We start from the raw sequence: 26,121 nt of genomic DNA, 5'->3' as shown, positions 1-26,121 counted from the left end.
ACATACAGCGCGCGTATTGCGCGCCAAGAACGAACGATAAGAGCAACTAAGGAGTGGGAGCTATCCAAATGAAGAACGCATTCTTACGACCAATCAGATTGCTGGGGGTCCTGCTTGCAGTCGCCGCCGCCCCGGCCTTCCTTGCCGCCATGCCCGCCCGGGCGCAGGCAGAGCAATTGCAGGGCGGAACGCTGCGGGTGGCCGTGCTCGCCGACATGACCAATTTCGATCCGATGCAGTTCTCGACGGTCAATTTCCCGCTGATCAAGAACCTCTATGACAGCCTGATCGAATACACGCCCGAGGGCGAGGCTGTCGCGAGCCTCGCCACCGCATGGACGGTCGCCGACGACAACATGTCGGTCAGCGTCACCCTGCGCGACGATGTGAAGTTCCATTCCGGGGCTGCACTCACATCGGCGGATGTTGCCGCCACCCTGGCCAAGGCCGCGGACCCCGAGAAAGGCAAGAACGTTTACGCCACCATGGCGATCGTCAAGGACTGGGTAACGCCCGACGACCGCACGGTGGTGATCAATTTCAAGGCGCCGACACCGGACCGGCAGATGCTCGATCTGCTGCAATTCGTCATGCCGATCGAGGCGGCGGGCATCGACACGGTGGAAACCGTTCCCGCAGGCACCGGACCCTACACGTTCGATAGCCGCGCCGTCGGTCAAAGCATCGTGCTGAAGGCGAATGCCGACTATTGGCGAGAGGGAGAGCCGACCATCGGCGAACTCCGCTTCACCATCTTCAGCGACGATGCCTCGGCCAGTGCGGCGCTCGAATCCGGCGGCATGGACATGGTCTATGGCGGCACGGCGCGAAGCGCGGTGCGCCTGAAGGACGCCGGCTATCAGCTGATCCGTGGCCCCGGTCCCCTGGTGCAGGTGTTCCGCATCAACGCGACGCAGGCGCCATTCGACAATGCCAAGTTCCGCCAGGCTTTCAACTACCTGCTCGACCGCGAGGGAATCCTGCGCGTCGGCTATGCCGGCCTGGGTCAACCGGTGGCATTGCCATGGGCGCCGGCCGGCCCGGCCTTCGATTCCTCCTATACGGAAAACTATGCCTTCAACCTCGACAAGGCGCGCGAGCTGATCGCAGAATCCGGTTTGAGCCAGGCCGAGATGGAGGACTGGAAACTGCTGGTCTACAGCACCGATGCGGCATCCGTCACCATCAGCCAGATCGTGCAGGCGGCCCTCGCCGACCTCGACGTAAACATCGAGCTCGATCTGCGTGAAGGGTCCGAGTATGTCGAGGCGCAGCTTTCCGGTGACTACAAGGCCACCTTCGGCGGCGTCGGCAACATCCAGAAGTTCCCCTCGCGCGTCGCCACCAACAGCATCTATCGGACGGCGAACAACCCGGTCCTGAAGGACCCGCATCCCTTCCCCGATTATGTCGCCGCGATCGAGCGGGTGAACACGACGCTGGGGTCGGTCGAGGAGGTCAAGGCGGCCTACGACAACCTCAACAAGGTGCTGGTGGAATCGTCCTTCGCCATACCCACCAACTCCTATGACATCGGTCTGATCGTTGCCTCGCCGAAGCTTTCCGGTTTCACGCTGGACATCGACAACCTCCTCGTCGCCCGAACGATCGGCTTCAAGGAATGAAGTTGGCGGAAGAGACCGCAACCACAGGCCCCGTACTTTCCGTACGGGGCCTGAAGGTGGAGTTTTCAGTTTCGGACCGCCGCGTGCCGGTCGTGCGCGGCATCGACTTCGACGTTTATCCGAACGAGGTGCTGTGCATCGTCGGCGAGTCCGGTTCCGGCAAGAGCGTCACCTCGCTGGCCGTTACCGGCCTGCTGCCGGAGACGGCGCAGATCGAAGGCAGCATCAGGCTTGGCGGCATGGAAGTGAACGGCGCCGACCGCGATGTCCTGCGGCGCATGCGTGGCGAGGACGTCGGTTTTGTCTTTCAGGATCCCGGCACCACGCTCAATCCGGTTCTGAAGGTCGGTCGCCAGATCACGGAGGGCCAGGTGGCGCTGTCTCGTTTGCGCCGCGCCGACGCGGAGGCCCGCGCCGTCGAACTGCTGCGGGACGTCGACATCGCCGACCCCGAACAGCGCGTGCGGCAGTATCCGCACCAGTTTTCCGGCGGCATGCGCCAGCGCGCCGTCATCGCCATGGCCATCGCCGGTCAGCCGAAATTGATCATTGCCGATGAACCGACCACGGCGCTCGATGTCACCGTGCAGGCGCAGGTGCTGACCGTGCTGGCGCGACGCCAGGCGGAGATGCGCGCCGCCGTCGTTCTCATCACGCACGACCTCGGGGTCGTCGCCCAGGTGGCCGACCGCGTCGCCGTCATGTATGGCGGGCGCATCGTCGAGACGGGGCCGGTGGACGCGATCTTCCGTTCGCCGCGCCATCCCTACACCCGCGCGCTGCTGCGCTCGATCCCGCGGATGGACGCGGGCGAGGCCAGGCTCGATCCCATCCCCGGTCAGCCGCCCATGCCCTACGCTCTGCCGCCGGGGTGCGCCTTCGAGCCGCGCTGCGCAGTCGGATCGGGCCGCCCGCGCTGCCGCACCGAGGATCCGACGCTGTCGGCGGTCGCCGCGCTGCAGCAGGCCGCCTGTCACTATGTCGATGAAGCGCTGCCGCCGGCGAAAGTCCATGCGATGGCAAAGCCGAAACCGACTGAAACGACTGCCCCGCCGCTCCTGGAAGTCGAGGGGCTGAAGGTTCATTTTCCCATCAAGTCGAGCGTTCTCAGGCGCACCACCGGGTGGGTGCGGGCCGTCGATGGCGTCAACATCAGCGTGCGCGCCGGCGAGACCCTGAGCCTTGTCGGTGAATCTGGCTGCGGCAAGACGACGATCGGCAGGACCGTGATGGGGCTCGTGCCGGCAAGTGCCGGCGACATCCGCTTCGACGGTCAATCCATGGTGCGGCTTGGCCGTGGCGAGATGCGCGCGGCGCGTCGCCGGATGCAGTACATCTTCCAGGATCCCTATTCGTCGCTGAACCCGGTCCTGCCGGCCGAGGACATCGTTTCCGAGCCGCTGCGCATTCACGGCCTCTACGAGGAAATGGGCGGCGCGCGGCGCGTGGCCGAGCTGTTCGACATGGTCGGCCTGTCGCGTGGAATGCTCGGCCGCTATCCGAGTGAGTTCTCCGGCGGCCAGCGTCAGCGCATTGGCATTGCCCGCGCGTTGATCCTCGAGCCGCGCCTCCTCATCCTGGATGAACCGGTCGCCGCCCTGGATGTCTCGATCCAGGCGCAGATCCTCAACCTGCTGCAGGACCTGCAGGCGGAGCTGGGCCTGTCCTACCTCTTCATCGCGCACAACCTTTCCGTGGTGCGCCACATCTCAGACCGCGTCGCCGTCATGTATCTTGGCCGTATCGTTGAACAGGGCACGCGCGACGAGCTTTACGACAACCCTGTCCATCCCTATACGCAGAGCCTTTTGTCGGCCGCGCCTGATCCGGACCCGGCGGCGCGGCATGCCGGGCGGCGCATCGTTCTGGAAGGCGAGATTCCCAGTCCCGCCGCACCGCCTGACGGCTGCGTTTTCCATCCGCGCTGTTTCCGCGCGAGTGGGCGCTGCAGCGTTGAAGCGCCGGCGTTTCAGCCATATTCCGGCCTGTCGACATGGACCGCCTGTCACCATGCCGGCCCCCTGGACCGCAAGTCTGCCACGCTTGCGGAGGTGTCGCGATGAACCGGGCGCTGAATTCGACATACTGGTTGCTGAGCGGACTGATGTCGCGCGTGGCAAGCGCCGCGGCACTCTTTTTCCTGCTTACGCTGGTGAGCGCCGCGCTGCTGGTGGATGTGCTTCCGATCGATCCGTTCGCCCAGCGGCTGGTCGACGCGCTGAAGGGTCCGTCCGCCACCAACTGGTTCGGCACCGACGAACTCGGCCGCGACATCTTCGCCAGGGTGGTCTACGGCGCCCGCACCTCGCTCAGCACGGCGGGCGCAGCGGTGATCATCGCCGCTGCCCTCGGCATTCCGATAGGGCTCGTCGCCGGCTTCTTTGGGGGCTGGCGCGATACGGTGCTGATGCGTTTCATCGATGTCCTGCTCGCCCTGCCGGCCATCCTTTTCGCCATGGCCCTGATTGCCGTCCTCGGGCGCAGCCAGATGGCCGCCGTCATCGCCGTCGGCATCACCGGCATTCCGAACTTCGCCCGCATCACGCGAGCCCGCGTGTTGTCGTTGCGCAAACGCGATTTCGTAACGGCCGTCGAGGCGTTCGGCGGCTCGTCGGGATACAACATGTTCCGCACCATCCTGCCCAATTCCTGGAGCCCGATCCTGGTCCAGGTCGTGGTCCTGTGTTCGGTCGCCATTCTTCTGGAAGCCGCGCTCGCCTTCCTCGGTGTCGGCGTTGCGCCGCCGACGCCGAGTTGGGGCGAGATGCTGCGCACGGGCAAATCCTATCTCTACGAAGCGCCGTATTATGCGGTCCTGCCCGGCGTTGTTCTGACATTCACAATCCTTTCCTTTGACGTGATCGGCCGCGCGCTGGCAACGCTCCTGGAAGACCGCCACGACGCCAGTGGTGCAGAGATCGAGAGGACCACGCCATGATCGGCTTCGTACTTCGCCGGCTGGTGCAGCTGGTGCCTGTCGTGCTCATTGCTTCCATTGGCGTCTGGGCGATGCTTTACGCCGTGCCGGGAGGGCCCATCGCCGGGCTTGTCGGCGAGAACGCGACGCAGGAGCAGATCGCCGCCGTGACCGCCCAGTACGGTCTCGACCGGCCCGTTGTCGTCCAGTATCTCGATTGGCTCCGACGCGCCGCCTTCGGCGATCTGGGCATCTCGATCTATGGGCGCGAACCGGTTCTCGATCTCATCGGCCAACGCCTGCCTGCAACCCTGCATCTGGCGGTCTCCGCGACGGTGGTGGCACTGGCGCTGGGCATTCCCGTCGGCGTTGCCAGCGCCATCTATCCCGGCTCGTGGATCGATCGCATCTTGTCCGCCTGGAGTGCGCTGGCGCTCGGCGTGCCGACGTTCTGGCTGGGCATCCTGCTGATCTTGTGGTTTGCCGTGGATCTGCGCTGGCTTCCCGCGGTCTCCGGCTACGTGCCGATCTGGGAGGATCCCATTGCCTCGATCCGCAATCTGCTGCTTCCGGCGATAACGCTCGGCGTCTACGTGTCAGGCATCCTGGCGCGCTTCCTGCGCGCTTCGCTGGTGAGCGAGCTGCGCGCCGATTATGTGCGCACCGCACGCGCCAAGGGTCTTCCCGAACGCCAGGTGGTGGGCATCCACATCATGCGCAACGCTCTGCTGCCCTTCATCACCATTGTCGGACTGATGATGGCAAGCTTCATCGGCGGCGCGGTCGTCACCGAGGCGGTGTTCACCTATCCCGGTCTCGGCCGCCTGCTGATACAGGCGATCGGCACGCGCGACTATCCGCTGATCCAGGGCTGCATCGTCGTCATCCTGGTCCTCTATGTCGCGATCAACCTGGCCGTCGATGTGCTCTACGCCTATGTCGATCCGCGCATCGACTATGGGTGAGCGGCATCGGACGGCGCCGGCTGGCCGGTCGATGACAGGCGGGAGTGTTCTCCCTTGCCTCCGATATGCCTCTGTCCACGCGCCCTTGTCAGTGCGCCAGGTCGTGACTGATCCGCGCCAGATTGGCGACGAGCAACGTGCCGAACCGCTGCACGGTCTTTGGATCGAAACGCGCCGCCGGGCCGGCGATGCTGACCGAGGCGATGACATCGCCGCTTGGCCCGAAGATCGGCGCGGCGATGCAGGCGCTGCCCAATTCGTTCTCTTCCATTTCCACCGTCCACCCATCCGTGCGGCAGCGCACCAGCGCCGCTTCGAGCTCTTCCGGGTCCGTGATGGTGTTGGGCGTGAGCTTGAGCAGCGGCCCGACGGCATAGATGAACCTGCGGAAATGGTCGGTCTGGTAGGCCAGCAGGGCGCGGCCGCAGGCGGTCGAATGATAGGGCGCCCGTGTGCCCGAATAGGATGAGACGCGCAGGTTCTGGCTGCCTTCCAGGCTCTCGACGATGGTCGCATCGGCGGGGCAGGGCAGGGCCAGATTGATGGTTTCCCGTGTTTCGGCGCACAGCGATATCAGATGCGGCCGGGCGATTGCGAGGATGTCCAGCCTGCGTTCGACGGCGCGTCCGTAGACGACGTGCTGCAGGCTGAGGCGGTAGGATCCGGTTTGGATGTCCCGCTCGGCGAGACCCGTTTCGACAAGAGCGTTGATGAGGTTGAACGCGGTTGTCTTCACCAGACCGGTCCTGGCCGCCAGGACCCGCAGCGACACCCAGTCGCCTTCGATCATTGCGTCGAGCAGCGCCTTGGCGCGGGCGACGGACTGGATCCGCGCTTCCACGGAAGGGCTCTGTTGCCGGGTGGCATCGACCATGATGGCTTCTCCTTGATGTCCGGTTTTCATGCCACGCGCCGGGTGGGCAGGCAAGACAGATTGTATCTTATAATATAGGACGAAAGGAAATGTTGCAAGCCAGACGCGCGGAGACGTCAGGTGACGGAAAGCCATTTCTGTTCATATGTGTGATAAAAACAGGTTGACGGCGCGGAAGTTTGGTCATTTACTCCCTTCGAAAAGCAAAGCTAAATCGTACTATATTGTTGAACGTCTTCAAGCGTTATGTTGCCGCCATGGTGGCGATCGGGGCGGCCGGGTCGATCGCGGACGGGCTGTGCGATTGGGCGCGGCGCGGGCGTGTGGAACCGCTCGTCACGCGATGCGCAGGAACTGGAGTGAGATGAAGCAGCGTCCGAGGATATTCTTCGCCGGGTTTTTTCATGAGACCCACACCTTCGTCGAGGAGTGCACGACGGCGACGGATTTCGATGTCCGGCGCGGCGACGATCTCCTCGCGCGGCGCGGCGACGCCTCGACGGTTGACGGTTTCCTGGAAGTCGCCGGGGAGAATGATTGGGACCTCGTCGCCTCCGTGGAGTATGTCGCGCTTCCTTCGGGAATGATCGATCACGCGGTTTTCGAGCAGTTTTGGCGCGCGTTCGAGGCGGACCTCCGTCAGGCGCTGGGCGGCGGGCGGCTCGACGGAATATGGCTTGCGCTGCACGGCGCCGCCGTAACCGATCGATGCGACGACCTGGAGGGGGAATTCCTCCGGCGTATCCGGAACGTCGCCGGCGCAGGGCACCTGCCGGTATTCGGCGTCTTCGATCTTCACGCCACCTTCACCGAAACCATGGCGGTCAACGCCAACGGCCTGGTGTGCTACCGCGAGAACCCGCACACGGATGCGCGCGAAGCCGCGGTTCGCTCGGCGCGGCTGCTGGCGCGCTGCCTCGAAGATGGTACGACGCCGCGGATGAAGGTGCGCAATCTGCCCTTGATGTGGCCGCCGACGGGAACGGGCACCGCCGACGATCCGATGAAGGAGCTTGAGGCGCGGGCCCGTGAGATCGAGCGGCAGGATGCGTCGATCTGGGCGATCAACGTCGTCGCCGGGTTCTCGTTCTCGGACGTACGCGATGCCGGCGTGGCAATTTCGCTGGTCACCGAAGGCGATGACGCGGCAGCCGACATCCACCTGCAGACGCTGGCCGATTTGGCCATGGCGCTGCGCGAGCGCGGCCTGCCGCGCGAATGGGACCTGGACGCGGCGCTAAGAGCCATTGGCAACGCGCCAGGCCCGAGCATCATCGTTGAACCCGCCGACAATATCGGTGGCGGCGCGCCCGGCGATTGCACGGCGGTTCTGCGAGGGCTCCTGCGCCACGGCATGGAGAATTCGGCCGTCGTGATCGCCGATCCCGAGGCGGTCGCCAGCCTGCAGGATGCAAAACCGGGCGAGGTCAGGCGCCTGCGCATCGGCGGCAAACGGAGTTCGCTGGACGAGGGGCCGGTCGAGGTTTCCGCCAGGCTCGTGCGGTTGAGCGACGGCGCATTCCGGCTGGAGGATCTGAACAGCCACCTTGCCGCCGCCCAGGGCGCCACGTTCGACATGGGCCCCTGTGCCGTGGTGGTCGCCGACGACACCGTTACCGTCCTTCTCACCAGCCGCAAGACACCGCCGTTCGACCTGGGTCAACTGCGCTCGCAGGGGATCACGCCGGAACAGCTTTCGGTGATCGGGGTGAAGGCTGCCGTCGCCCACCGCCGTGCCTATGATCGCATCGCGGCTGCAAGCTACACGGTCAGCACGCCGGGGCCGTGCGCCAGCAATTTGCGCACGCTGCCCTACCGCAAGCTGCGCCGTCCGATCTACCCCCTCGACCCGATCTGAGCAGGAGCGCCAAATCGTGCCCGTTTGATCGCAACAAGATCACTGGAGTGCCATCGGAATGCTTCATCACCGCACGCCGCAAGCAAACAGGCAGAAACCTTTGACGGTGATTGCGCCTCAGCCGGATTGGCTGACTGGCGCGGCGAGGTCCCGGTATGGGGTTGCCGGGACCTCGCCCACTCGACGTCACTGTTGGAGGAAGCTGGATGCCCAACGTCACTGGAACGCCGTCTGACACGGTGCGCACCACGGAAACGGAGCTGGCGAGCCATAGCCGGCCGCAAGACGAAAATCATTATAATGGGGAGAATGCGTCATGTTGAGGAAAACACCGCCAACCGCAGCAGCCGTAAGCGGCGAAGCCAGCGAAGCCTACGCCCTTTCACGGCGTAGCCTCCTTCGCCTGGGATTGACCGGAGGCGCGATGCTTTTCTCCGCCCCTGCATTTGCGGCAGGCGACGGCGAGCGGGCAACACCGGTGGCTGGCGGCATGCTGACGATCGGCGCCGACGCCGACCCGATCGGTCTCGATCCCACGACCGTCACGGCCTTTTCGTCGAGCGACTTTCTCGCACTGATCTATACGGGCCTGCTGCGCTGGAACGCCGGGATGGGAATCGAGCCGGATCTGGCCGTCAGCTACGAGATGCCGGACGAGAAGACCTACATCTTCAAGCTGCGCGAAGGGGTGAAGTTCCACAACGGCCAGGATTTTACCGCCGAGGACGTGAAGTACACCTTTGACCGGATTCTCGATCCGGCCACCGCAAGCAAGCTGCGTGCGCAATACTCCAGCATCAGCGCAGTGACCGTGGTCGATCCGTTCACCGTGAAGTTCGAGCTCGAAGCGCCCAATGCGGCTTTCCTCAACTATCTGGCAACCGCTCCGGATGGCGCCATCGTACCGAAGGGGGTCGAGGATCTTGCAACCAAGCCGGTTGGAACCGGTCCGTTCGTCTTCGAATCCTACCAGCCGAACCAACAGTTCACCCTGACCGCCAATCCGGACTATTACGAGGAAGGGTTGCCCTATCTCTCGAAAGTGGTTTTCCGCTTCTACAAGGACCAGTCGACCCTGTCGTCGGCGCTGCGCTCCAAGGCCATCGACATGACATGGCTGAAGGATCCGAAGGTCGCCGCCCTGATGACCAGGACATCCCCGCAGCTCGTTTCGGCACCTGGCCAGACCTCGCGGACCTTCCCGATCTGGCTGAACATGAAGGCCAAGCCGTTCGACGACATCCGGGTGCGGCGGGCGCTGAGCCTGGCCACCGACCGCGAAGCCTGCGTGCAGACGGTCCTCGGCGGTTCGGGCAAGGTCGGGGCGATGATCCCGGAGAGCCAGGTGGGCGGTTACGACGGCGTCGGCGAGATGCCCTACTACAGGCATGACCCGGAGGCAGCGAAGAAACTGCTTGCCGAAGCGGGGTATCCGGACGGCATCGACCTGGGCGACTACATCGTCGTCGCCGCCAACCCGCTCGACGTTGCCTGCGCCCAGATCCTGCAGCAGCAATGGCAGGCGGCGGGCATCACCGTCAAGCTGATGCCGATGGAAACGGCGCCGCTGCTCAACCAGTGGAGTACTGGAACATGGCCGACGCTCCTGTCGGTCGCGTTGAGCTGGACACCCGATGCCGATGCGATTTTCCAGTACCTCGTTTCCGACAGCAAGTTCGGCAAGGCAATCGGCGTGTCGGACGAAAAGCTCGATGCGATGATCGCCGCGGCGCGCTCGGAGGTGGACGCCGCCGCACGAGCGGCCAGGAACATGGAGATCCAGAGGTACATCGCCGACAATGTCTACATCATGCAGGTCTACCAATATCCGCTGCGCTGGGAGATATGGTGGGATAGCGTCAAGGGATACGAGCCGCTGGCGGCCAACATCCGCTCGTTCGTCCGTACAACCTGGCGGGATGAATAGGCCGATGGCTCTGCAAGGCCCGGCCGGGAAGGCGTGCCGATGAAACGAATGATCCTCGCACGCCTCGTCTGGACAGCCGCGATCCTGCTCGGCGTCTCGTTCGTTGCCTTCATGCTGGTTCGCGCGCTGCCGGGCGACTTCGCCCAGGCAGCGGCCGGCGCGCAGAATGTCGCGCCGGAGGTGCTGGAAGCTGCCCGACGCGACCTGGGCATCGACCGGCCGCTCCTCGAACAGTATCTGATCTGGCTCGGTCAGGCCGCAAGGGGGGATTTCGGCAATTCCTTCGTGACCCGGCAACCGGTTCTCGGTGAATTGCTGCCGCGCTTCATCGTCACGTTCCAGCTCACTCTGATTGCCGGAATCATTGCCATGGCAATGGGGGTCGCGACGGGGCTGGCATCAGCGCGCCTGCGCGGACGGGCCGACTGGATCGTCCGCATCTACAATGGCTGCATCCTTGCCGTTCCGAACTTCATCGTGGCAACGTTGATCGTCCTGATCGTCGGCCTTTATTTCCCGCAGATCGCGATCTTCAACTACACCCCGTTTTTCACCGATCCGCTGGCGAACGTTTCAGGGCTGCTCCTGCCCGCATTGTCCCTGGCGTTGGCTGTTTCCGTGACCATCTCGGAAAACACCAGGGCGGCGGTCCTGGAGGTCTCGGGCCAGGATTTCGTCATGGTCGCCCGGGCCAAGGGGCTGCTGCCGCGAACGGTGCTGACAAACTACCTCATGCGCAACGCCATGACGCCGATCGTCACGGTGACGGGCCTGCAGGTGGCGACATTGCTTGGCGGCAGCATACTGGTCGAGACCATCTTCGCCATTCCCGGAATGGGGCAATATCTGTTCGATTCAATCACCGGCCGTGACTACCCGGTCATCCAGGCCATCGTTTTGCTGGCTTCCGCGGTCGTTGTCCTCGTCAACATGCTCGTCGACATCGCCTATGCACGGATCGACGCGAGGGCGCAGACATGAGCGACACGGTTCACATGCAGGCCAAGGAGGCATTGCGGCGCGGATCATCCTCGTACCGGCGCCTGCCGCTGACCAGCGGTCAGATCCTCCTGGGATTGGGCTTGTTCATGCTTGCCCTGATGATTGTCGTCACGGTGCTGGCGCCGGTCATCGCGCCGTTCGACCCGTCCATGACGTCAGCCAGTTCCCTTGCCGCGCCGAGTTCACAGCATTGGCTCGGCACGGATTCGATCGGCCGGGATGTGCTGAGCCGCTTGATCGTCGGAGGACGCACCACCCTGCTCATCACCGGCGTCGCAGTGTTCCTGGCGCTGGCCGCCGGCCTCGTGCTCGGCCTCCTGTCGGGCTATGTCGGCGGGATCGTCGACGACGTCATCATGCGCCTGCTCGATGTAATCTTTGCCTTTCCGGTGTTCCTGCTGGCAATCGCCGTGGTGGCGGGGCTCGGGCCGAGCGTGCCGAACCTGATCCTGACGATCGCCATCGTCTACACGCCGGCCATGGCCCGCGTCGTCCGCGGGCCGGTCCTGAGCGTCAAGCAATGGGACCATGTGGAAGCGGCGCGGAGCGTCGGTGTCAGCGAGTTGCGGATTGTCACCCGCCACGTCCTGCCGATGGTCGTATCGCCGATCGTCGTGGCCACGAGCCTGACCCTGGCGCAGACGATCTTCACCATCACCGCGCTGTCCTTCCTCGGCTTGGGGCCGCCGCCGCCCGATCCCAACTGGGGCGGCATGCTCGCGGAGGCGCGCCAGTTCATGGAACTCGCGCCCCTCACCGTGATCGCACCGGCCGGAGCGATCGTTTTTGCCACCCTCACCTTCATCGTGCTGGCCAATGGGCTGCGCGAAGTCCTTGATGTCGGGAGCGTAGGTTGAGCACGGCCGACCCCATTCTTCGCGTCCGCGATCTCACCGCGCGCATCGTTACCCGCAAGGAAACGGTGGAGGCGGTGCGGGGCATATCGTTCGACATCGGCGCCGGCGAAGCCGTCGGCTTCGTCGGCGAATCCGGCTGCGGAAAGAGCGTGACGGCGCGGGCGCTCATGCGCCTTGCGCCCGAGGGCACGGCGATCGCGCTTGGCGGCGCGGTCGATTTCCACGGGCAGGACCTCCTCCACCTCGGTGAGAAGGCGATGCGGGACATTCGCGGCCGCCGGATCGCCATGGTCTTCCAGGACCCGATGACCTCGCTCAATCCGGTGATGACCATCGGGTCGCAGATCGACGACATCGTGTGCCGGCACATGGGGCTCTCGCGCCGTGAGGCCCGGCAGCGAACGGTGGAGTTGCTTCACCTGGTCGGCATTCCCGATGCCGCGCATCGGGCGGACGATTATCCGCACCAGTTCTCCGGCGGCATGCGGCAGCGCGTCCTGATCGCCGTCGCCATTTCGTGCGATCCGGAACTTCTCATCGCCGACGAACCGACCACGGCGCTCGACGTCACGGTCCAGGCGCAGATTCTGCGCCTGCTGCTGCGGCTGCGCGAAGAGCGGGGCATGTCGCTCATGCTGATCACCCATGATTTCGGCGTGGCTGCCGGAATGGTCGGCAAGGTCAACGTCATGTATGGCGGCGAAATCGTCGAATCCGGTCCGGTGGAGCAGGTCTTCAACGCGCCACGCCATGAATACACGCGGGCGCTCCTCGACGCCGTCCCGCGTCTCGATACCACGAGGCAGCGCCGATGACGGAAGCCACCAAAGTTGCATCGGACGGCACGGCGCCGCTGGCGCGCGTTCGCGACCTTTCCGTGGTCTTTCCCGCGCGCCGCGGCAAGCCGCCGGTGACCGCCGTCGATCGGGTGTCGTTCGACATCGAGCCCGGCCAGACGCTGGGCCTGGTTGGACAGTCGGGTTCGGGCAAGACGACGACGGGCCGCGCCGTCCTTCAATTGCAGAAGGCGCATTCCGGATCGGTCAGGCTGCTCGGCGAGGAACTGATCGGCATGTCGTCGTCGCGGTTGCGGCGGATGCGTCGCCATATGCAGTTCGTTCTGCAGAATCCCTATTCGAGCCTGCATCCGCGCATGACCATCGCGCAGACCCTGGCCGAACCGCTGCGCGTGCACCGCTCTGTGCCGTCCAGTCGCATCCGCGAGCGGGTCGAGGAGTTGCTGGAACTCGTCAGCATGGACCCGGCGGTGATGCACAGATATCCGCATGAATTCTCCGGCGGGCAGCGGCAGCGGATCGTCATCGCACGCGCCCTGGCCGTCAATCCGGATTTCGTCGTTTGCGACGAGCCCGTCTCCGCGCTCGATGTCAGGACACAGGCGCAGATCGTCGCGCTCCTGCAATCGCTGCAGGAAAAGCTCGGCCTGTCTTATCTGTTCATCGCCCATGACCTGGCGATCGTCCGTGAGGTCGCGCACAACGTTGCCGTGATGTTCGGCGGCAGGATCGTCGAACGCGGCAGCGTGGCGCAGGTCTATGACGATCCGCAACACCCCTACACGCGGATGCTGCTTGACGCCGTACCGATACCGGACCCGACCATCCAGCGCGAAAGGCTGCGCGCCGCTCCCCCGGATCTGGATTTCGCCGGACCCGAGGAAGACGGTCCATGCCGCTTCGGCGAGGACCACCGTCGGACGGGGACGGCGCCGTTTCATGTTGACGGCGACGGGCACGGCGTTTCCTGCCGGTCCTGGCCGCTCGGATGACAAAACGATTCAGTGAAAGAGGAAAAAGACGATGAAGCTCATTCGTTATGGCGAACCGGGTCGTGAGCGGCCGGGCATCGTGGATGCGGACGGTGCCATCCGCGATCTGTCGGCCCATGTCGAGGACCTGTCCGGTGCGGCGCTCGATCCGAGCGCGCTGGCGGCGCTGCGCGCGATCGACACGGCTTCGCTTCCGCGCGTGAAGGGAACGCCGCGCCTGGGTCCGTGCGTCGCGGGAACCGGCAAGTTCATCTGCATCGGACTGAACTACTCCGATCATGCGGCTGAGGCCGGCGCTGCCGTGCCGAGCGAACCGATCGTCTTCATGAAGGCGAATTCGGCCATTGTCGGCCCGAACGACGACGTCATCATTCCGCGTGGCGCGCAGAAGGTCGACTGGGAGGTCGAACTCGGCGTCGTCATCGGCCGGACAGCCAAATATGTCGACGAGGACGCGGCGCTCGATCACGTCGCCGGCTATTGCGTGGTGCACGACGTCTCCGAACGGGCCTTTCAGATCGAGCGCCAGGGCCAGTGGACCAAAGGCAAGTCCTGCGACACCTTCGGCCCGGTCGGCCCCTGGCTGGTGACGCGTGATGCGGTGGCCGATCCCGAAGACCTCGGCATGTGGTTGACGCTCAACGGAGAGACGATGCAGAAGGGCTCTTCCAGGACGATGATCTTCGGCGTGGCACACCTTGTGTCATATCTTTCGCAATTCATGAGCCTTCATCCTGGCGACATCATATCGACCGGCACCCCGCCCGGCGTCGGCATGGGCATGAAGCCGCCGCGTTATCTGAAGGCGGGCGACATCGTCGAACTCGGCATCGACGGGCTTGGAAGCCAGAGGCAGGTGATCAAGGCCGACAACGAGCGCATCTTGCAGTCAGGCGGAATCATCTGACGTCCGCATAAATGCGGAACAGCAATGAGATGGGTCGGTTCGGCGTTTCTAAGTAACACTGAACCGATCTGGAGTGGGATGAGGAAAAGCAGGAAGCAGTTTTCCGTCCGGATTTGCTCTGGAAGAAGGCTGCTCCATGAACCGGCGTAGACGGGGATGTCGACCGCCGACCACGCGTCAGGAGCAGTGCGCAGGGGCGCTCGAGGACGCGGTTTGCCGATCAAACGGCAATCAACACGCTATTTCGAGGGGATATTGACGGAGGCCTCTTCGAGAACGTCGCCAAAATCATCCGCAATCTCGTCCTTTAGCCATTGCAGGAACACGCGGACCCTGGAGTGCTCGGCGCTTGAGGGCGTGCAGACGAAGTACCAGGAAAACCGTGTCGGTATCTCCGGTCCGAATGGGCAGACCAGGGTGCCCGCCTTGAGGTCGTCGACCACGAGGGATCGTCGGGCAAGAGCGATGCCCTGGCCGGCGATGGCAGCCTGGAGCGCCATGGCGGTATCGTTGTAGGAGGGACCTTTTTCCGCGTCGACGTCTGTCACCTGGGCACGTTTCAGCCAGTTGCGCCAGTTCGGCGCGTCTCCATCGCGGGACACCGAGAAGTCATGAAGCAGCACTTGGTGCGCGAGATCGGCCGGATGGCGAAGAAGCTTCGGCCCCTCGATGAGGCGCGGCGAACAGACCGGGAAGGCCAGGTCGTCCATCAACAGTACGACATGCAGCCCGGGATAGTGGCCGTATCCCACGCGGATCGCGACGTCGATCTCGTCCGCGCCAAGGTCGACCAGGCGATGTGAGGTGGAGATCATCGGGTCGATGTCCGGATGCCGCTCGTGAAAACGGGTCAGACGCGGAATAAGCCATTTGGTGGCAAACGACTGAAGCGTGCTGACCTTGAGTTGTCCGGATTCGTTGTCTGGTTGCAGTTGCCGCGTGGCGGCCGCCATCATGTCGAAGGCATCGCGCAGCGGCGGCAAATAGCCTTGGCCTGCCCGTGTGAGTTCGAGCCGACGATTGTATCGCCGGAACAAGCAAACCCCCAGCACCTCCTCCAGTGACTTGATCTGGTGGCTTATCGCCGCCTGCGTGACGCACAATTCATCTGCCGCCTTCGTGAACGACAGGTGGCGTGCCGCAGCCTCGAAGGCGCGTAGCGCGTTGAGGGAGGGAAGACGTCTCGTCATTTGCTCATTCGCATAATCATTCCTTATCCGAATTGGGAGAAATGCTCGTTTGTGATGCAATCCCATATCGGTCATGCTTCAGCGCATAAGCAGCTTTGAACTGTTTCTATCCCTGAATTCCGGTCAGAGGAGACTGATCCATGGCTTACACTTCCCCAAAAACGCGCATGACCGCAATTTTCGGAGCCGAGCGTTCATTCGACAATGGATTAGACGTTCTCATATACATCCGGTCAATACTGGCATTGCCTCGCTTGTGGAGCGCGCGTGCGCAGGAGCGGCGACACCTCTCCGAACTCGACGACCACACTCTCGCTGACATCGGCCTGACGCGAGCGGATATCGCCCGCGAGACGGCAAAGCCGTTTTGGCAATCCGTTGATCCATCCCAACGCGGTTCGCTGGGATGAGTGGTGCTGATCGACATCGTCAAGCCGGTGCCGTCGACCGGTGGATTGCCGACCAGAGTGCAGACGGGGCGCGTCCTCGTTGAGAGGCGCCGGACGATGTATAGAATTCACTTTCGGCATTGCCGGATCACTATCACGAAGCAATCTCGTTTTAAGATAACGATCAAATTTTCTGACGGCGGTCGGGGTCTCCGGTTGGCGCCCTGGGTTTATTGCGTCCATACAGGACAGGAGCAAACGGTCATCTTCATGAAACGGCGGACTAGAGAAACCATTTTACACAAACCGATGGTTGGACATCCACCACGCTTGAACGCGCGCCGGAAACGAAGGCTTGAGGGGTGCCGTTTCGTATCGGCGGCGTGGACGACCGCTCCGAGCAACATATGGGCTCCCGCCAGACCGCATTTCAGATGCTTGGGGCACCTGATCACGAAAGGATGAAGATCGTGAAGTATCGTTTTTGCGCATTGCTCCTGGCGGCGCCGGTTGCATTTGCTGGCTGTACGACGACTGAGAGCGAATGGGTGAGGGATGATGCCCCAAGGTCCGAGGCGGAACAGGCGTTGGCCGACTGCAAGTATCAAGCTGAAGCCGCGACCGTTACGATCGGCTCGAGCAATCGTCCCAAAACCTGGGGCGATGCGATTTCCGATGGGGTTGCAAGCGGTGTCGTGCGTGGCCTGGACGAAGCGGAACTTGTTCAGTCCTGTATGCGGGCAAAAGGCTTTACGCGTTAGACCAGAATGATTTCGGATTGAAGCGATCCAGAAATAAAAACGTGATCGCTCTCAACAGGTTAGGGCTGGATGCGGGCGGAAAACCGCTCCAAATTGTTGCTCATCCCGCTCTGGTGGCGCGATCCTGGCAGATGGTACCATCTGTTTCGGTAAGACCACTCGCACCGAATTCCGACACGCAAGGGCGACGGCATATGATCGCTCTTGCGCCGTCGTTTCGCTTGGACCGAGTGGACAATCGATCTAGGTTGTCGCCACGGTCAACATGTGTCTATCCGAAGATATCTGGCTTGGGGCAGAACCATTCTCGAACTCATGACCTTCCTGAATAACCAACGTCACGACGCCCATCCGGCGATTGCGCCGCATGGACGTCTTTTGCTTGCCGTTTCCCTCATGCGTCGCCTCGGGTTTCTTGCGCTCCTGTGTCTGGCGACAGTCTTTGCATGGGCACAGAATGCCGAGGCGCAGTCGAACGAAGCGGGTTCGACAAGAAGCGTTAATGTCGGGGTTTATGTCAGCCCGCCCTTCGTGAGCGAGCAGGCCGGCAATTATGACGGCATGGCAATCGATCTTTGGGAGATTATCGCGGGAAAACTGGGGTTGGCGACCCATTATGTCGCCTATCCGACCCTCCGGGAATTGGTTGAAGCGACGCGCGATGGCGAGGTGGACGCGGCGGTCACGAATCTGACGATAACCCACAAGCGCGCTGCGGTCATATCCTACACCCAGCCCTGGTATGATGCCGGCTTGCGCCTCATGGTGCCGGAAGAAGGTTCAGCCGGCTTCCGGAGCGTTGTCGCCGGGCTGAGCAATGCGGGGCATTTGCGCGCCTATGCGTGGCTTGCTTTCGTGATTGTGCTTTCAACCATTCTCGTAACCCTGTTCGACCGCAAGTTCGACAGGGATTTCCCGAGCCGATGGCGTGAAGGATTCGCGGAGAGCTTCTATCAGGTCATGTCGGTGGCGACGTCCGGCAGAACGTCGAGAAAGAACCTGTTCGGCTGGAAGGGCCGCATCTGGTCGGCCGTATGGATGGTCTGCGGCGTCGCCGTCGTCGCCTACATCACCTCGTCCGTCACAAGTGTCATGACCGCGGTGTCGATCGAGCAGGGGATCAATTCGCTTGCCGATCTGCCCGGCAAAACAGCCGGCGTCTTTACCGGCAGCGCTGCGGAGGATTATCTGAGCAAGGTCGGCATCGGCACGCGTTCCTATTCGGGCATTGAGAGCGCGATCGCCGCACTCGAGGCCGGCCGCATCGAGGCCATCGTGGCCGACGCGCCTATTCTGGAGTACCACGCACACATGCATCCCGAGCAGAAGACGGCAGTCGTCGGCAGCCTCTTTCACCCCGACAAATACGGCTTTGCCTTTCCCCATGACGGTGACCTGACGAAGCCGGTCACGCTGCAGATCCTGGATCTCCAGGAGAGCGGGACGATTGAAGATCTGCGCCTCAAATATTTCGGAAACGCACTCTGATGGCTGCCGTTACAGAGGAAGCCCTGCATGTCTTGTATTTCGTTGCGATCATAGTGGAGGCTATGACCGCTGCCCTGGCTGCCGGACGACGGCAAATGGACTGGATCGGCGTTTCTCTTCTCGGCTGCATCACGGCGCTGGGCGGCGGCTCGATGCGTGATGTGCTGCTTGATCATCACCCGCTCTCCTGGGAAGCCAATCCCTATCTGCTCCTGATCACCGCCGGAGCAGCACTCGCGACAATCGCCATCGCCCGACACATTCACCACCTGCGCCGCTTGTTCCTGTTGCTGGATGCGGCAGGGCTTGTGGTTTTCACCGTGATCGGCTGCAACGTGGCGATGGCTCTGGACAAGCCGTTTATCGTCGTTATCGCATCGGGCATGATTACCGGCTGTGTAGGCGGGGTGCTGAGAGATATTCTGTGCAACGAGATCCCCTTGCTGTTCCGTGCCGAACTTTATGCAACGGTGGCGATCCTGACTGGCTTGATCTACTGGACGGGACAAATGGCCGGACTGCATCATGACATTGCGTTGGTCATTGCGCTGGCCTTTGGGCTTTCGCTCCGCTTGCTTGCGCTTCGCTTTGGCTGGAGTATGCCGAAGTTCGTCTATACCCGCGATCTGCACTGACACGGCGCGTGATGAGCGGCATGGCGAGGTCCCGCATCCCCGCCTACCCCGCGATGATCTCTTGACAGGCACGACGCCCAGACCGGGAGCTCGCATTGCATGCACAGTCCATCATTCTCGGGGCTTGTTGCTGCCGGTCGTTCTCTATGGTTTCTGACGAATTACCGGCCACTCTTTTGGTCTGCCCCATTCTTGACATCTGCAGGCTTGCGCGTGTTGATTGACGTTGCCCACCAATGTGATTGCCTGCGCAGGAACTGACGATGCAGATAGTCCACAATGAGCGGCGGGGAGGGAAACGAGGCCGGCGTAGATGAATGTAAACGGAACCCCGTCAGGCGGACAGGCTTCTGAAGAACCACGGCAAGGCCTTCTGGATTTTGTCCCGAATGACTGGGGTCCAAAGTTCGATTTCGATCATTTCAGCATAACGCTTACCCGCACAGGCCCCAATGCCGTGGCGTTCACCGCCGATGCGCACTACGTGGTGCAGATGCTCTCTGCGCAACCGAAACGGGAAACGGCGCTCGCGTCCGACGAGCTGCATCAATTTTCAGCGGAGGCCGGAACGCTCGAACTCATCCCCGACACCTCGGATTTTGCCGGCCGTTGGCACACGCCCAAGGAGAATTGCCTTTTTGCCTTTGACCCGAATTGGCTGAAGGAGCTTGCGGAGCAAGAGTTCAATTGCGGGCATTTAGACATGCGCCCGCCCGCACGTGGCACCGTCGATACCGTCGGGCACCAGTTGGCGCAACTCATCCGCAACGAGATTGCGACCATGGCGCAGCCGAGCCGCCTGTACCTCGAAGGTCTCGTCATGGCCTATGCTGCGCACCTGCTTCGCTCCCATTCCAGTGCTGGAGATGCCGCCCCCCGGAGAGGTCGCCTCCACAAGGGCGGGCTTTCGTCGTGGCACTGGAAAGACACCGATGATTATCTGCGTGAGCACCTCGCCTCAGACGTAAATCTCAAAACGCTGTCTGAGCGCTGCGGATTGTCCTATAGCCACTTCCTGCGCGCGTTCCGCAAATCCGCCGGTATGCCACCATACCGCTATCTCCTGAACCTGCGTCTCAACAGAGCGCAGGAACTCATTTTGAATACCAACCTGTCGTTCGATGAAATTGCCACCCTGTCGGGCTTTTGCAATCACAGCCATATGACAGCGACAATGCGGCGCTTGCAGTCGATCACACCGATGGAACTACGCCGGCTGGGCGCCTGAAAACCTGCCGGGAGAACCGGTTCTGGCTTAATCCAGATCCCCTGGATCATCCACCAGGCAACCGACGCCATGGCAGCCCTGATAGTTTCCATGTTCGTCGAAATTCGGCTCCCCTTCCCGGTCGAACTGCGGGGTCGAATCCACATACTCGTCCGGGTCGTCGACGAGGCAGCCGACACCGTGGCAGCCATTGTAGCCGCCGTCATCGCGGTGGTTGCTGATGGTGTGGCGACGCTTTCTGCTCTGTTCGTCCGCCATGCCTTCGATAAGCGCCCCAATGACCGCACCACCGATCACTGCGCCGATATCGTGCCCCCGATTGTCGTACATGCGTGCATTACCGTCGAACCCGCCACCCCGGCCATGGTGGTAGCCGGCAACATCGGCGAACACGCCTGCGCAACCTTCAGCAACCCAGATGTACTGGCTCTTGGGGTTGTAGCCCCAGGTCCGGTTCAGGATGCAGGGGCTGCTTGAAATCTGATGAATGAGCTGCGGCTTGCGCAGCGGGCCGGCCCAGCACTCGTCGTACTGGTGGTTGCGCGAACGACAGTCGAGCGTCGATTCTGCGCGGACTTCGACGACATTCAGCGATCCTGCAAACATGATTGCGGCAAACGACAAGGTTCTGAGAAGAAGCATTTCGCGGCTTTCCTTTACCTGCGCAGGATCAGTTGTCGACGATCATGTGGGCAAAGCATTTCGCCAGATTTTCCGGCGATCCGAGGTCCTTTGCCCAGTCGATCAGTTCCTTGCGCTCGGAAGGATCGGCAATACCGCCCCAAACATCCTTGAACTGCTTTTTGCCGCCGACCGTTTCGAAGAAAAGAACACCGTCATCGGACACCGCTGTCGAAGCATAAACCGCGCTCCAGGCACCGCTCTGCATGAATTTGTCTATCTCGACATTCGCGACTTTCGGTTTCATTTCAAGGGCTTGGGCTACCAGTCCGGTGTATTCAGCCCGCCGCTCCTTCGTCAATTGCGTGTCCACGCCGTCGCACTTTAGCGGGCTTGCACCGGCCGGAACGACTGCCAGTGAAACGACGATGGTGGCCGCAGACACGGTAAGGCTTGCTGCTCGAAGTGCGTGAAAGTTGGAAAGGCTGGGCATAGGTTGCAGACCTCACATGTTCATAAGCCGCCCGGAGGCAACGCGAATGCGTGCCAGTCTGCGCAAAGCCGTTACCTGAAGCTAGATCGCCGTCCGTTGCAATCGGGCTTTATGGCCATCTCTTGATAGAATGATCGTTTCTTGATGTTTCTCACAGGATGGTCGATGCCTGGACGTCGATATCAGCGAAATACTGTCCTTCTGGGAAACTGCCGCAAACATCGGCACTTCCATATCCTCCAGATTTTGCTGGTGAAAGGCCAGGCATAAGGTTCCGAAGGCTCGGAGCTTGCCTGCTGTGGGCAGGAAAAGCCGAATCCGCTTGACAGGATAACGTTTCCCATTGCTAATTATCTAACCGTTTGGTTAGTTAGGGGAACGATTGTGAACAATAAGAAGCGTCTCACGCATGCCATCTCGGGTGCCCTGGCACTCTGCGTCGCCCTGGCGGCGCCTGCTCTTGCCGAAGATTGGAAGCCCACCGAACCGGTGACGATCATCGTTCCGTGGTCGGCCGGCGGCTCCACCGACACCGTGACCCGCGTCGTCGCGGGCGAACTCACCAAGGCCTTCGGCCAGAACTTCGTCATTCTCAACCAGCCGGGCGCTTCCGGCTCTCTGGGCACGCGCGCCGTCTGGGAAGCGCCGCATGACGGCATGACGATTGCCGCGGGCGCTGCCGCCGATCTCGGCGCCTATCCCGTCTTCGGCACGCTCGATGCGACGCTCGACAAATGGCGTCTCTATCTCCACGTCGCCAATCCGGGGCTTGTTTCGGTGCGCGCCGACAGCGAGTGGAAGGATTTCGGCGATCTTCTGGAAGCGATGAAAACGGCGCAGGAGCCGGTCACGGTGTCCTCCGGCGGCCTGTCCTCGGCCACGGCGATCAGCATGCAGGCCCTGGAAAAGGCCGCGCCGGGCATCAAGTTCCGCCAGATCGTCTATGAGGGCGGCAACCCCGCCGTCATCTCGACCGTCGCCGGCGAGACCCAGTTCACTGCGCAGACGGCGACCGAGCAGGTCGACATGATCCGCGCCGGCCGCCTGCGGCCGCTGGCGGTGATCGCCGACCAGCCGCTCGAACTGCAAGGCTTCGGCACCGTGCCGCCGGTGACCGACTGGCTGCCCGACGTGGCGAGCGCGCCGAACTTCTTCGGCATCTTCATCCCGGCCGATGCGCCGCAGGAGGTGCTCGACACGATGGACAAGGTGTGGGCGGAGAAGATCGCCACTTCCGACGTCATGAAGGAGCACGCGGCCGAGCGCGGCGCGCTGTTCAAGGCCACCCATGGCGAGGAAGCGGCAAAGACCGCCCTGCCGTTCCTGTCGATCAACGCATGGCAGCAGTTCGACAGCGGCGCGGCGCCGAACGACCCGAGCACGTTCGGCATTCCGCGTCCCGAATAAGGGCGCTTTGCCCGGGCTCCCCGCCGTCACGGCCGGGGAGCCTTCGACGCTTCGCGCACCCGCAACCGGAGACGCCCGACCGCTGACGCTTCAGTGGCGCAGGCGACGCTCTGTCGGTAAACATGGCCATGGACGGACTTTCACACTTCCTCGCCGCGGTCGCCGAGATCGGCTTTTCCGCGCAGATCATCGTTGTCGTCTGGGCGACTCTGCTCGGCATCACGGTCGGCATGATCCCCGGCCTGACGGCGACGCTCGGCGTGGCGCTGGTCACCACGCTGACCTTCACCATGGAGCCGAACACGGCGATCCTGGTGTTGATCTGCGTCTATATCGGCGCGATCTATGGCGGCGGGCGCACGGCGATCCTGCTCAACATTCCAGGCACGCCGGCCAACGCCGCCTCGGCGCTCGACGGCTTTCCGCTCGCCCGCAAGGGCAGGGCGGGCGAGGCGATGGCGATCGCCACGACGGGCTCGTTCCTCGGCTCGCTGGTCGGCATGGTGGGGCTGGCGCTGGTGGCGCCGTGGCTGGCCGAGTTCGCCCTTGATTTCACCTCGTTCGAATTCTTCTGGCTCGCCGTGTTCGGCATCGTCCTGTGCGGCCAGCTCACGGCGATGGACGACGCGCTGAAGGGCTGGATCGCCGGCTTCTTCGGCCTGCTGATCGCCATGGTCGGGCAGGAGAGCATCCATGCCTATGCGCGCTTCTCCTACGGCTTCCCCGACCTGGAAGCGGGCTTCGGCCTGCTGCCGGTGCTGGTCGGCGCCTTCGGCTGCACCGAGGTCTTCATGGTCATGCGCCAGGAGGCGACGCGCGTCATTGCCGGCAATGTCACGGGCGTTCTCAGCGCCGCCTTCTCCTCGTTCCGTCATGCCCGCACCTGGCTGCGCTCCGGCCTGATCGGCACCTTCATGGGCGTCGTGCCGGGCGTCGGCGAGGATATGGGGGCCTGGGTCTCCTATGCGGCGGCCAAGCGTGCCTCCAAGCACAAGGATGCGTTCGGCCAGGGCTCGACCGAGGGGCTATTGGCCGCCGAGACCGGCAACAACGCCGCCGTGCCCGGCGCGCTGATCCCGGTGCTGACGCTCGCCATTCCGGGTTCGGCGCCGGCGGCGGTGCTGCTGGCGGCGATGATCATCCACGGCCTGCGTCCCGGCCCGCTGATCATGATCACCCAGGCGGATTTCTTCTATTCGGTCGTCGCCATGGTTTTCTGGGCAAGCTGCGCCATGCTGGTGCTCGGCCTGCTCTTGACCCGGCCGCTGCTGCTCATCCTGCGCGTGCGGCGCGAATGGCTGATGGGCATCATCTTCGTCCTGTGCACGGTCGGCGCCTTCGCCATCGCCGGGCGCATCTTCGACGTCTGGGTGATGATCGGCTTCGGCCTGGTCGGCTTCGTGATGCGCGAGGCGGGCTTTCCCATTGCGCCGATGATCCTCGGCGTGGTGCTGGGACCGATCCTCGACAACAATTTGCGGCGCAGCCTGGCGCTGACGCAGGGCGATCCGCTCCCCTTCGTCACGCGGCCGATCAGCGCCGTCATTGCCTTCCTCGTGCTGCTGATCATCGTCTTCAGCCTGCCGCCGGTGCGGCGCGGCGCGGCGGCGCTCAAGGCGCGCTTCGCGGGAGGGGTATCATGACCGACAGAACCGTTCTCCTTTGCGGCTTCGGCGCGTTCGGCGCGCAGCACGCCGCCGCCTGGCAGCGCACGAAGGCCGCGCCGAAGCTGCTGATCAGCGATCCCGACCCGGCGGCGCAGGCGAAGGCGCGGGCGCTCGGTTTCGCCGAGGTGGCGGACACGCCGGATGTGTTCCTCGACCGGGCCGACATGGTCGACATCGTCACGCCGCCCAGGCTGCACCTGCCGGTGGCGCTGGAAGCGCTGCGGCGGAAGAAGCATGTCTTCATCGAAAAGCCGGCGGTCGTCTCGCTCGACGAGGCCAGGCTGCTGATAGCGGCGGTCGAGGCTGCCGGCAGCGCCGTGCAGATCGGCTTCGTGCTGCGCTGTCATCCGCTGACGATCCGGGCGCGGCAGCTTCTGGCGGACAATGCCGTCGGCCGCCTCCTTTCCGTCGAAGGCGATTTCTCCGGCTGGAAGCGCATGCGGGCGGATTCCACCGTCATCGAGAATGACGGGGTTCATTTCCTCGATCTGATGCGGCATCTGGCCGGCGTTCCGATACGCGCCGTCGAGGCCCGCGCCGTGGCGCTCCTGGGAGCCGAGAAGGCCGACGACATCCGCATCGACCTCACTTTTGCCGACGGCGTGGCGGGGCATCTCCGGCTCGGCGTTCTCGCCTGCGGCGAGGTGGAGGACGGTTTCATGCCCGGCGCGGTGACCACCAAGCGCCTGCGGCTGATCGGCGAGCGCGGCAACATTGTCGTCGACTTCAACCGCAACACGCTGACCCACGCGCAGGTGGTCTATGAGGCATCCGCCGGCGGCTGGAACGTCGTGCCCGGAGCGATGACGAGCGAGCAGGTGATCGGCATCACGCCGCCATCTCTGCTGGCCAAGAGCTTCGACATCTTCATGGCGGCGGCGGCCGATGGCGGCCCGACCCTGTGCCCGGCGGACGAGGGAGCGCTCGAAATGGCGCGCCTCCTGGAAGGCATCGACCGGGCGCTGGCCCGGCCGCCTGTGGCGCCGATCGAACTGGAGGCATGACCATGGCGGCACGAAGGATCAACCGCACCGATTTTCTCGCCGGCCTGGCCGTCACCATCGCCGGAGCGGCGGCGCTGGTGGAAGCGTTGCGCATGCCGCGCTTCGAGACGCGCGGTGCCGACCCGTTCACCGTGCCGGGGCTGACGCCGGGGTTGCTCAGCGCGGTGCTTTGCGTGCTCGGGGCTGTGCTTCTCCTGCGCGGCCTGTCGGGGCATATGGTTGCCGAGGGCGCGCGGCCGAGCATCACGCGATGGGACCGGGCGAGCGCCATCCGCTCGATCTTCACCGTCGTTTCGGTGCTGGTCTACGGTGTTCTGCTGTTCGGCCGGATGCCGTTCATGCTGGCCACAGCGCTGTTCGTCTTCGCCTTCACCATCGGCGCCGAGCTGATCAATGCCGAGCGCCGGCTGTCGACGCCGATGCTCGTCATCGGTGCGCTGGTTCTGGCGGTTGTTGCGGCTTTCGCCATCAACTTCGTCTTCACCGATTTGTTCCTCGTCCGGCTGCCAGGATGATC

The 26,121-nt window shown here is 63.3% G+C and carries 24 protein-coding genes; 20 read left to right on the top strand and 4 right to left on the bottom strand.

Annotated features, from left to right (window positions below):
• Positions 1 to 68: 68 nt before the first annotated feature.
• The 4 genes from AB843_RS21020 to AB843_RS21005 are packed head-to-tail and all read left to right on the top strand — an operon-like array spanning position 69 to position 5,507.
• Complete coding sequence (locus AB843_RS21020) at positions 69 to 1,625, top strand: ABC transporter substrate-binding protein (protein ID WP_048648860.1); 1,557 nt, start codon at positions 69 to 71, stop codon at positions 1,623 to 1,625.
• A gap of 2 nt (positions 1,626 to 1,627) precedes the next feature.
• Positions 1,628 to 3,688, top strand: coding sequence for an ABC transporter ATP-binding protein (locus tag AB843_RS21015; protein WP_082143938.1), 2,061 nt, complete (start codon positions 1,628 to 1,630; stop codon positions 3,686 to 3,688).
• Positions 3,685 to 4,563: an ABC transporter permease gene (locus AB843_RS21010; RefSeq protein WP_048648858.1), complete on the top strand. Its 879-nt coding sequence runs from the start codon at positions 3,685 to 3,687 to the stop codon at positions 4,561 to 4,563. Before AB843_RS21015 ends, AB843_RS21010 begins: the two co-directional genes overlap by 4 nt.
• Entirely contained in the window at positions 4,560 to 5,507 is a 948-nt protein-coding gene (locus tag AB843_RS21005; RefSeq protein WP_048648857.1) for an ABC transporter permease, read from the top strand. The genes AB843_RS21010 and AB843_RS21005 overlap by 4 nt, the downstream gene beginning before the upstream one ends.
• A gap of 88 nt (positions 5,508 to 5,595) precedes the next feature.
• On the opposite strand, the gene AB843_RS21000 is transcribed toward AB843_RS21005, so the two are convergent.
• Entirely contained in the window at positions 5,596 to 6,381 is a 786-nt protein-coding gene (locus tag AB843_RS21000) for an IclR family transcriptional regulator (RefSeq protein ID WP_048648912.1), read from the bottom strand.
• Positions 6,382 to 6,745: 364 nt separating this feature from the next.
• Between AB843_RS21000 and AB843_RS20995 the strand changes: the two genes are divergently transcribed.
• From AB843_RS20995 to AB843_RS20965, 7 genes are all read left to right on the top strand, one after another.
• Complete coding sequence (locus tag AB843_RS20995) at positions 6,746 to 8,239, top strand: M81 family metallopeptidase (RefSeq protein WP_048648856.1); 1,494 nt, start codon at positions 6,746 to 6,748, stop codon at positions 8,237 to 8,239.
• Between the two features lie 424 nt (positions 8,240 to 8,663).
• Positions 8,664 to 10,166, top strand: coding sequence for an ABC transporter substrate-binding protein (locus AB843_RS20990; protein WP_244468053.1), 1,503 nt, complete (start codon positions 8,664 to 8,666; stop codon positions 10,164 to 10,166).
• A gap of 39 nt (positions 10,167 to 10,205) precedes the next feature.
• Entirely contained in the window at positions 10,206 to 11,147 is a 942-nt protein-coding gene (locus AB843_RS20985; protein ID WP_244468052.1) for an ABC transporter permease, read from the top strand.
• Positions 11,144 to 12,025 (top strand): ABC transporter permease, encoded by an 882-nt coding sequence (locus AB843_RS20980; RefSeq protein ID WP_048648853.1) that lies wholly within the window; start codon positions 11,144 to 11,146, stop codon positions 12,023 to 12,025. Before AB843_RS20985 ends, AB843_RS20980 begins: the two co-directional genes overlap by 4 nt.
• Positions 12,022 to 12,840 carry an ABC transporter ATP-binding protein gene (locus tag AB843_RS20975; protein WP_053086166.1) on the top strand — a complete coding sequence of 273 codons (819 nt, stop codon included), beginning with the start codon at positions 12,022 to 12,024 and terminating at the stop codon, positions 12,838 to 12,840. Before AB843_RS20980 ends, AB843_RS20975 begins: the two co-directional genes overlap by 4 nt.
• Complete coding sequence (locus AB843_RS20970; RefSeq protein WP_048648852.1) at positions 12,837 to 13,814, top strand: ATP-binding cassette domain-containing protein; 978 nt, start codon at positions 12,837 to 12,839, stop codon at positions 13,812 to 13,814. The genes AB843_RS20975 and AB843_RS20970 overlap by 4 nt, the downstream gene beginning before the upstream one ends.
• A gap of 31 nt (positions 13,815 to 13,845) precedes the next feature.
• Entirely contained in the window at positions 13,846 to 14,721 is an 876-nt protein-coding gene (locus AB843_RS20965; protein ID WP_048648851.1) for a fumarylacetoacetate hydrolase family protein, read from the top strand.
• 239 nt (positions 14,722 to 14,960) lie between these two features.
• Here the strand turns inward: AB843_RS20965 and AB843_RS20960 are convergent, their stop codons facing one another.
• A complete protein-coding gene (locus AB843_RS20960; RefSeq protein ID WP_048648850.1) occupies positions 14,961 to 15,911 on the bottom strand; it encodes a transcriptional regulator GcvA in 951 nt (316 codons plus the stop codon).
• 140 nt (positions 15,912 to 16,051) lie between these two features.
• Here AB843_RS20960 and AB843_RS20955 point away from each other — a divergent pair, with 140 nt between their 5' ends.
• From AB843_RS20955 to AB843_RS20935, 5 genes are all read left to right on the top strand, one after another.
• A complete protein-coding gene (locus AB843_RS20955; RefSeq protein WP_244468051.1) occupies positions 16,052 to 16,321 on the top strand; it encodes a DUF1127 domain-containing protein in 270 nt (89 codons plus the stop codon).
• A gap of 341 nt (positions 16,322 to 16,662) precedes the next feature.
• On the top strand, positions 16,663 to 17,061 hold the full coding sequence (locus AB843_RS20950) for a hypothetical protein (RefSeq protein WP_157384565.1): 399 nt from the start codon (positions 16,663 to 16,665) through the stop codon (positions 17,059 to 17,061).
• Between the two features lie 204 nt (positions 17,062 to 17,265).
• Positions 17,266 to 18,549 (top strand): transporter substrate-binding domain-containing protein, encoded by a 1,284-nt coding sequence (locus tag AB843_RS20945; RefSeq protein ID WP_244468050.1) that lies wholly within the window; start codon positions 17,266 to 17,268, stop codon positions 18,547 to 18,549.
• On the top strand, positions 18,549 to 19,184 hold the full coding sequence (locus tag AB843_RS20940) for a trimeric intracellular cation channel family protein (protein WP_048648848.1): 636 nt from the start codon (positions 18,549 to 18,551) through the stop codon (positions 19,182 to 19,184). Before AB843_RS20945 ends, AB843_RS20940 begins: the two co-directional genes overlap by 1 nt.
• A 313-nt stretch (positions 19,185 to 19,497) precedes the next feature.
• Entirely contained in the window at positions 19,498 to 20,412 is a 915-nt protein-coding gene (locus AB843_RS20935; RefSeq protein WP_082143929.1) for a helix-turn-helix domain-containing protein, read from the top strand.
• 27 nt (positions 20,413 to 20,439) lie between these two features.
• Here the strand turns inward: AB843_RS20935 and AB843_RS20930 are convergent, their stop codons facing one another.
• Positions 20,440 to 21,054 (bottom strand): DUF3011 domain-containing protein, encoded by a 615-nt coding sequence (locus tag AB843_RS20930; RefSeq protein WP_048648846.1) that lies wholly within the window; start codon positions 21,052 to 21,054, stop codon positions 20,440 to 20,442.
• Positions 21,055 to 21,082: 28 nt separating this feature from the next.
• Complete coding sequence (locus AB843_RS25735; RefSeq protein ID WP_048648845.1) at positions 21,083 to 21,478, bottom strand: hypothetical protein; 396 nt, start codon at positions 21,476 to 21,478, stop codon at positions 21,083 to 21,085.
• Between the two features lie 432 nt (positions 21,479 to 21,910).
• Here AB843_RS25735 and AB843_RS20920 point away from each other — a divergent pair, with 432 nt between their 5' ends.
• The 4 genes from AB843_RS20920 to AB843_RS20905 all read left to right on the top strand — a co-directional run bounded on the left by AB843_RS20920 (position 21,911) and on the right by AB843_RS20905 (position 26,119).
• Positions 21,911 to 22,933 carry a Bug family tripartite tricarboxylate transporter substrate binding protein gene (locus tag AB843_RS20920; RefSeq protein WP_053086164.1) on the top strand — a complete coding sequence of 341 codons (1,023 nt, stop codon included), beginning with the start codon at positions 21,911 to 21,913 and terminating at the stop codon, positions 22,931 to 22,933.
• Between the two features lie 128 nt (positions 22,934 to 23,061).
• Entirely contained in the window at positions 23,062 to 24,576 is a 1,515-nt protein-coding gene (locus tag AB843_RS20915; protein ID WP_048648907.1) for a tripartite tricarboxylate transporter permease, read from the top strand.
• Entirely contained in the window at positions 24,573 to 25,604 is a 1,032-nt protein-coding gene (locus AB843_RS20910; protein ID WP_048648844.1) for a Gfo/Idh/MocA family protein, read from the top strand. Before AB843_RS20915 ends, AB843_RS20910 begins: the two co-directional genes overlap by 4 nt.
• A gap of 2 nt (positions 25,605 to 25,606) precedes the next feature.
• Positions 25,607 to 26,119 carry a tripartite tricarboxylate transporter TctB family protein gene (locus AB843_RS20905; RefSeq protein ID WP_048648843.1) on the top strand — a complete coding sequence of 171 codons (513 nt, stop codon included), beginning with the start codon at positions 25,607 to 25,609 and terminating at the stop codon, positions 26,117 to 26,119.
• Positions 26,120 to 26,121: the final 2 nt, after the last annotated feature.

The organism is Nitratireductor soli (assembly GCF_001050155.1).
In the GTDB taxonomy this organism is placed as follows: Bacteria; Pseudomonadota; Alphaproteobacteria; order Rhizobiales; family Rhizobiaceae; genus Nitratireductor; species Nitratireductor soli.
This window is presented reverse-complemented; position numbering and strand designations above follow the sequence as displayed.

What these genes read in the sequence shown, in the direction of transcription:
- AB843_RS20985 (WP_244468052.1), top strand. Translation starts at nt 10,206, where the DNA reads ATGAAACGAATGATCCTCGCACGCCTCGTCTGGACAGCCGCGATCCTG.
- AB843_RS20970 (WP_048648852.1), top strand. Translation starts at nt 12,837, where the DNA reads ATGACGGAAGCCACCAAAGTTGCATCGGACGGCACGGCGCCGCTGGCG.
- AB843_RS20915 (WP_048648907.1), top strand. Translation starts at nt 23,062, where the DNA reads ATGGACGGACTTTCACACTTCCTCGCCGCGGTCGCCGAGATCGGCTTT.
- AB843_RS20930 (WP_048648846.1), bottom strand. Translation starts at nt 21,054, where the DNA reads ATGCTTCTTCTCAGAACCTTGTCGTTTGCCGCAATCATGTTTGCAGGA.
- AB843_RS20935 (WP_082143929.1), top strand. Translation starts at nt 19,498, where the DNA reads ATGAATGTAAACGGAACCCCGTCAGGCGGACAGGCTTCTGAAGAACCA.
- AB843_RS20990 (WP_244468053.1), top strand. Translation starts at nt 8,664, where the DNA reads ATGCTTTTCTCCGCCCCTGCATTTGCGGCAGGCGACGGCGAGCGGGCA.
- AB843_RS21010 (WP_048648858.1), top strand. Translation starts at nt 3,685, where the DNA reads ATGAACCGGGCGCTGAATTCGACATACTGGTTGCTGAGCGGACTGATG.
- AB843_RS20905 (WP_048648843.1), top strand. Translation starts at nt 25,607, where the DNA reads ATGGCGGCACGAAGGATCAACCGCACCGATTTTCTCGCCGGCCTGGCC.
- AB843_RS20910 (WP_048648844.1), top strand. Translation starts at nt 24,573, where the DNA reads ATGACCGACAGAACCGTTCTCCTTTGCGGCTTCGGCGCGTTCGGCGCG.
- AB843_RS21020 (WP_048648860.1), top strand. Translation starts at nt 69, where the DNA reads ATGAAGAACGCATTCTTACGACCAATCAGATTGCTGGGGGTCCTGCTT.
- AB843_RS20995 (WP_048648856.1), top strand. Translation starts at nt 6,746, where the DNA reads ATGAAGCAGCGTCCGAGGATATTCTTCGCCGGGTTTTTTCATGAGACC.
- AB843_RS20960 (WP_048648850.1), bottom strand. Translation starts at nt 15,911, where the DNA reads ATGACGAGACGTCTTCCCTCCCTCAACGCGCTACGCGCCTTCGAGGCT.
- AB843_RS20965 (WP_048648851.1), top strand. Translation starts at nt 13,846, where the DNA reads ATGAAGCTCATTCGTTATGGCGAACCGGGTCGTGAGCGGCCGGGCATC.
- AB843_RS20955 (WP_244468051.1), top strand. Translation starts at nt 16,052, where the DNA reads ATGGCTTACACTTCCCCAAAAACGCGCATGACCGCAATTTTCGGAGCC.
- AB843_RS20980 (WP_048648853.1), top strand. Translation starts at nt 11,144, where the DNA reads ATGAGCGACACGGTTCACATGCAGGCCAAGGAGGCATTGCGGCGCGGA.
- AB843_RS21000 (WP_048648912.1), bottom strand. Translation starts at nt 6,381, where the DNA reads ATGGTCGATGCCACCCGGCAACAGAGCCCTTCCGTGGAAGCGCGGATC.
- AB843_RS20940 (WP_048648848.1), top strand. Translation starts at nt 18,549, where the DNA reads ATGGCTGCCGTTACAGAGGAAGCCCTGCATGTCTTGTATTTCGTTGCG.
- AB843_RS21005 (WP_048648857.1), top strand. Translation starts at nt 4,560, where the DNA reads ATGATCGGCTTCGTACTTCGCCGGCTGGTGCAGCTGGTGCCTGTCGTG.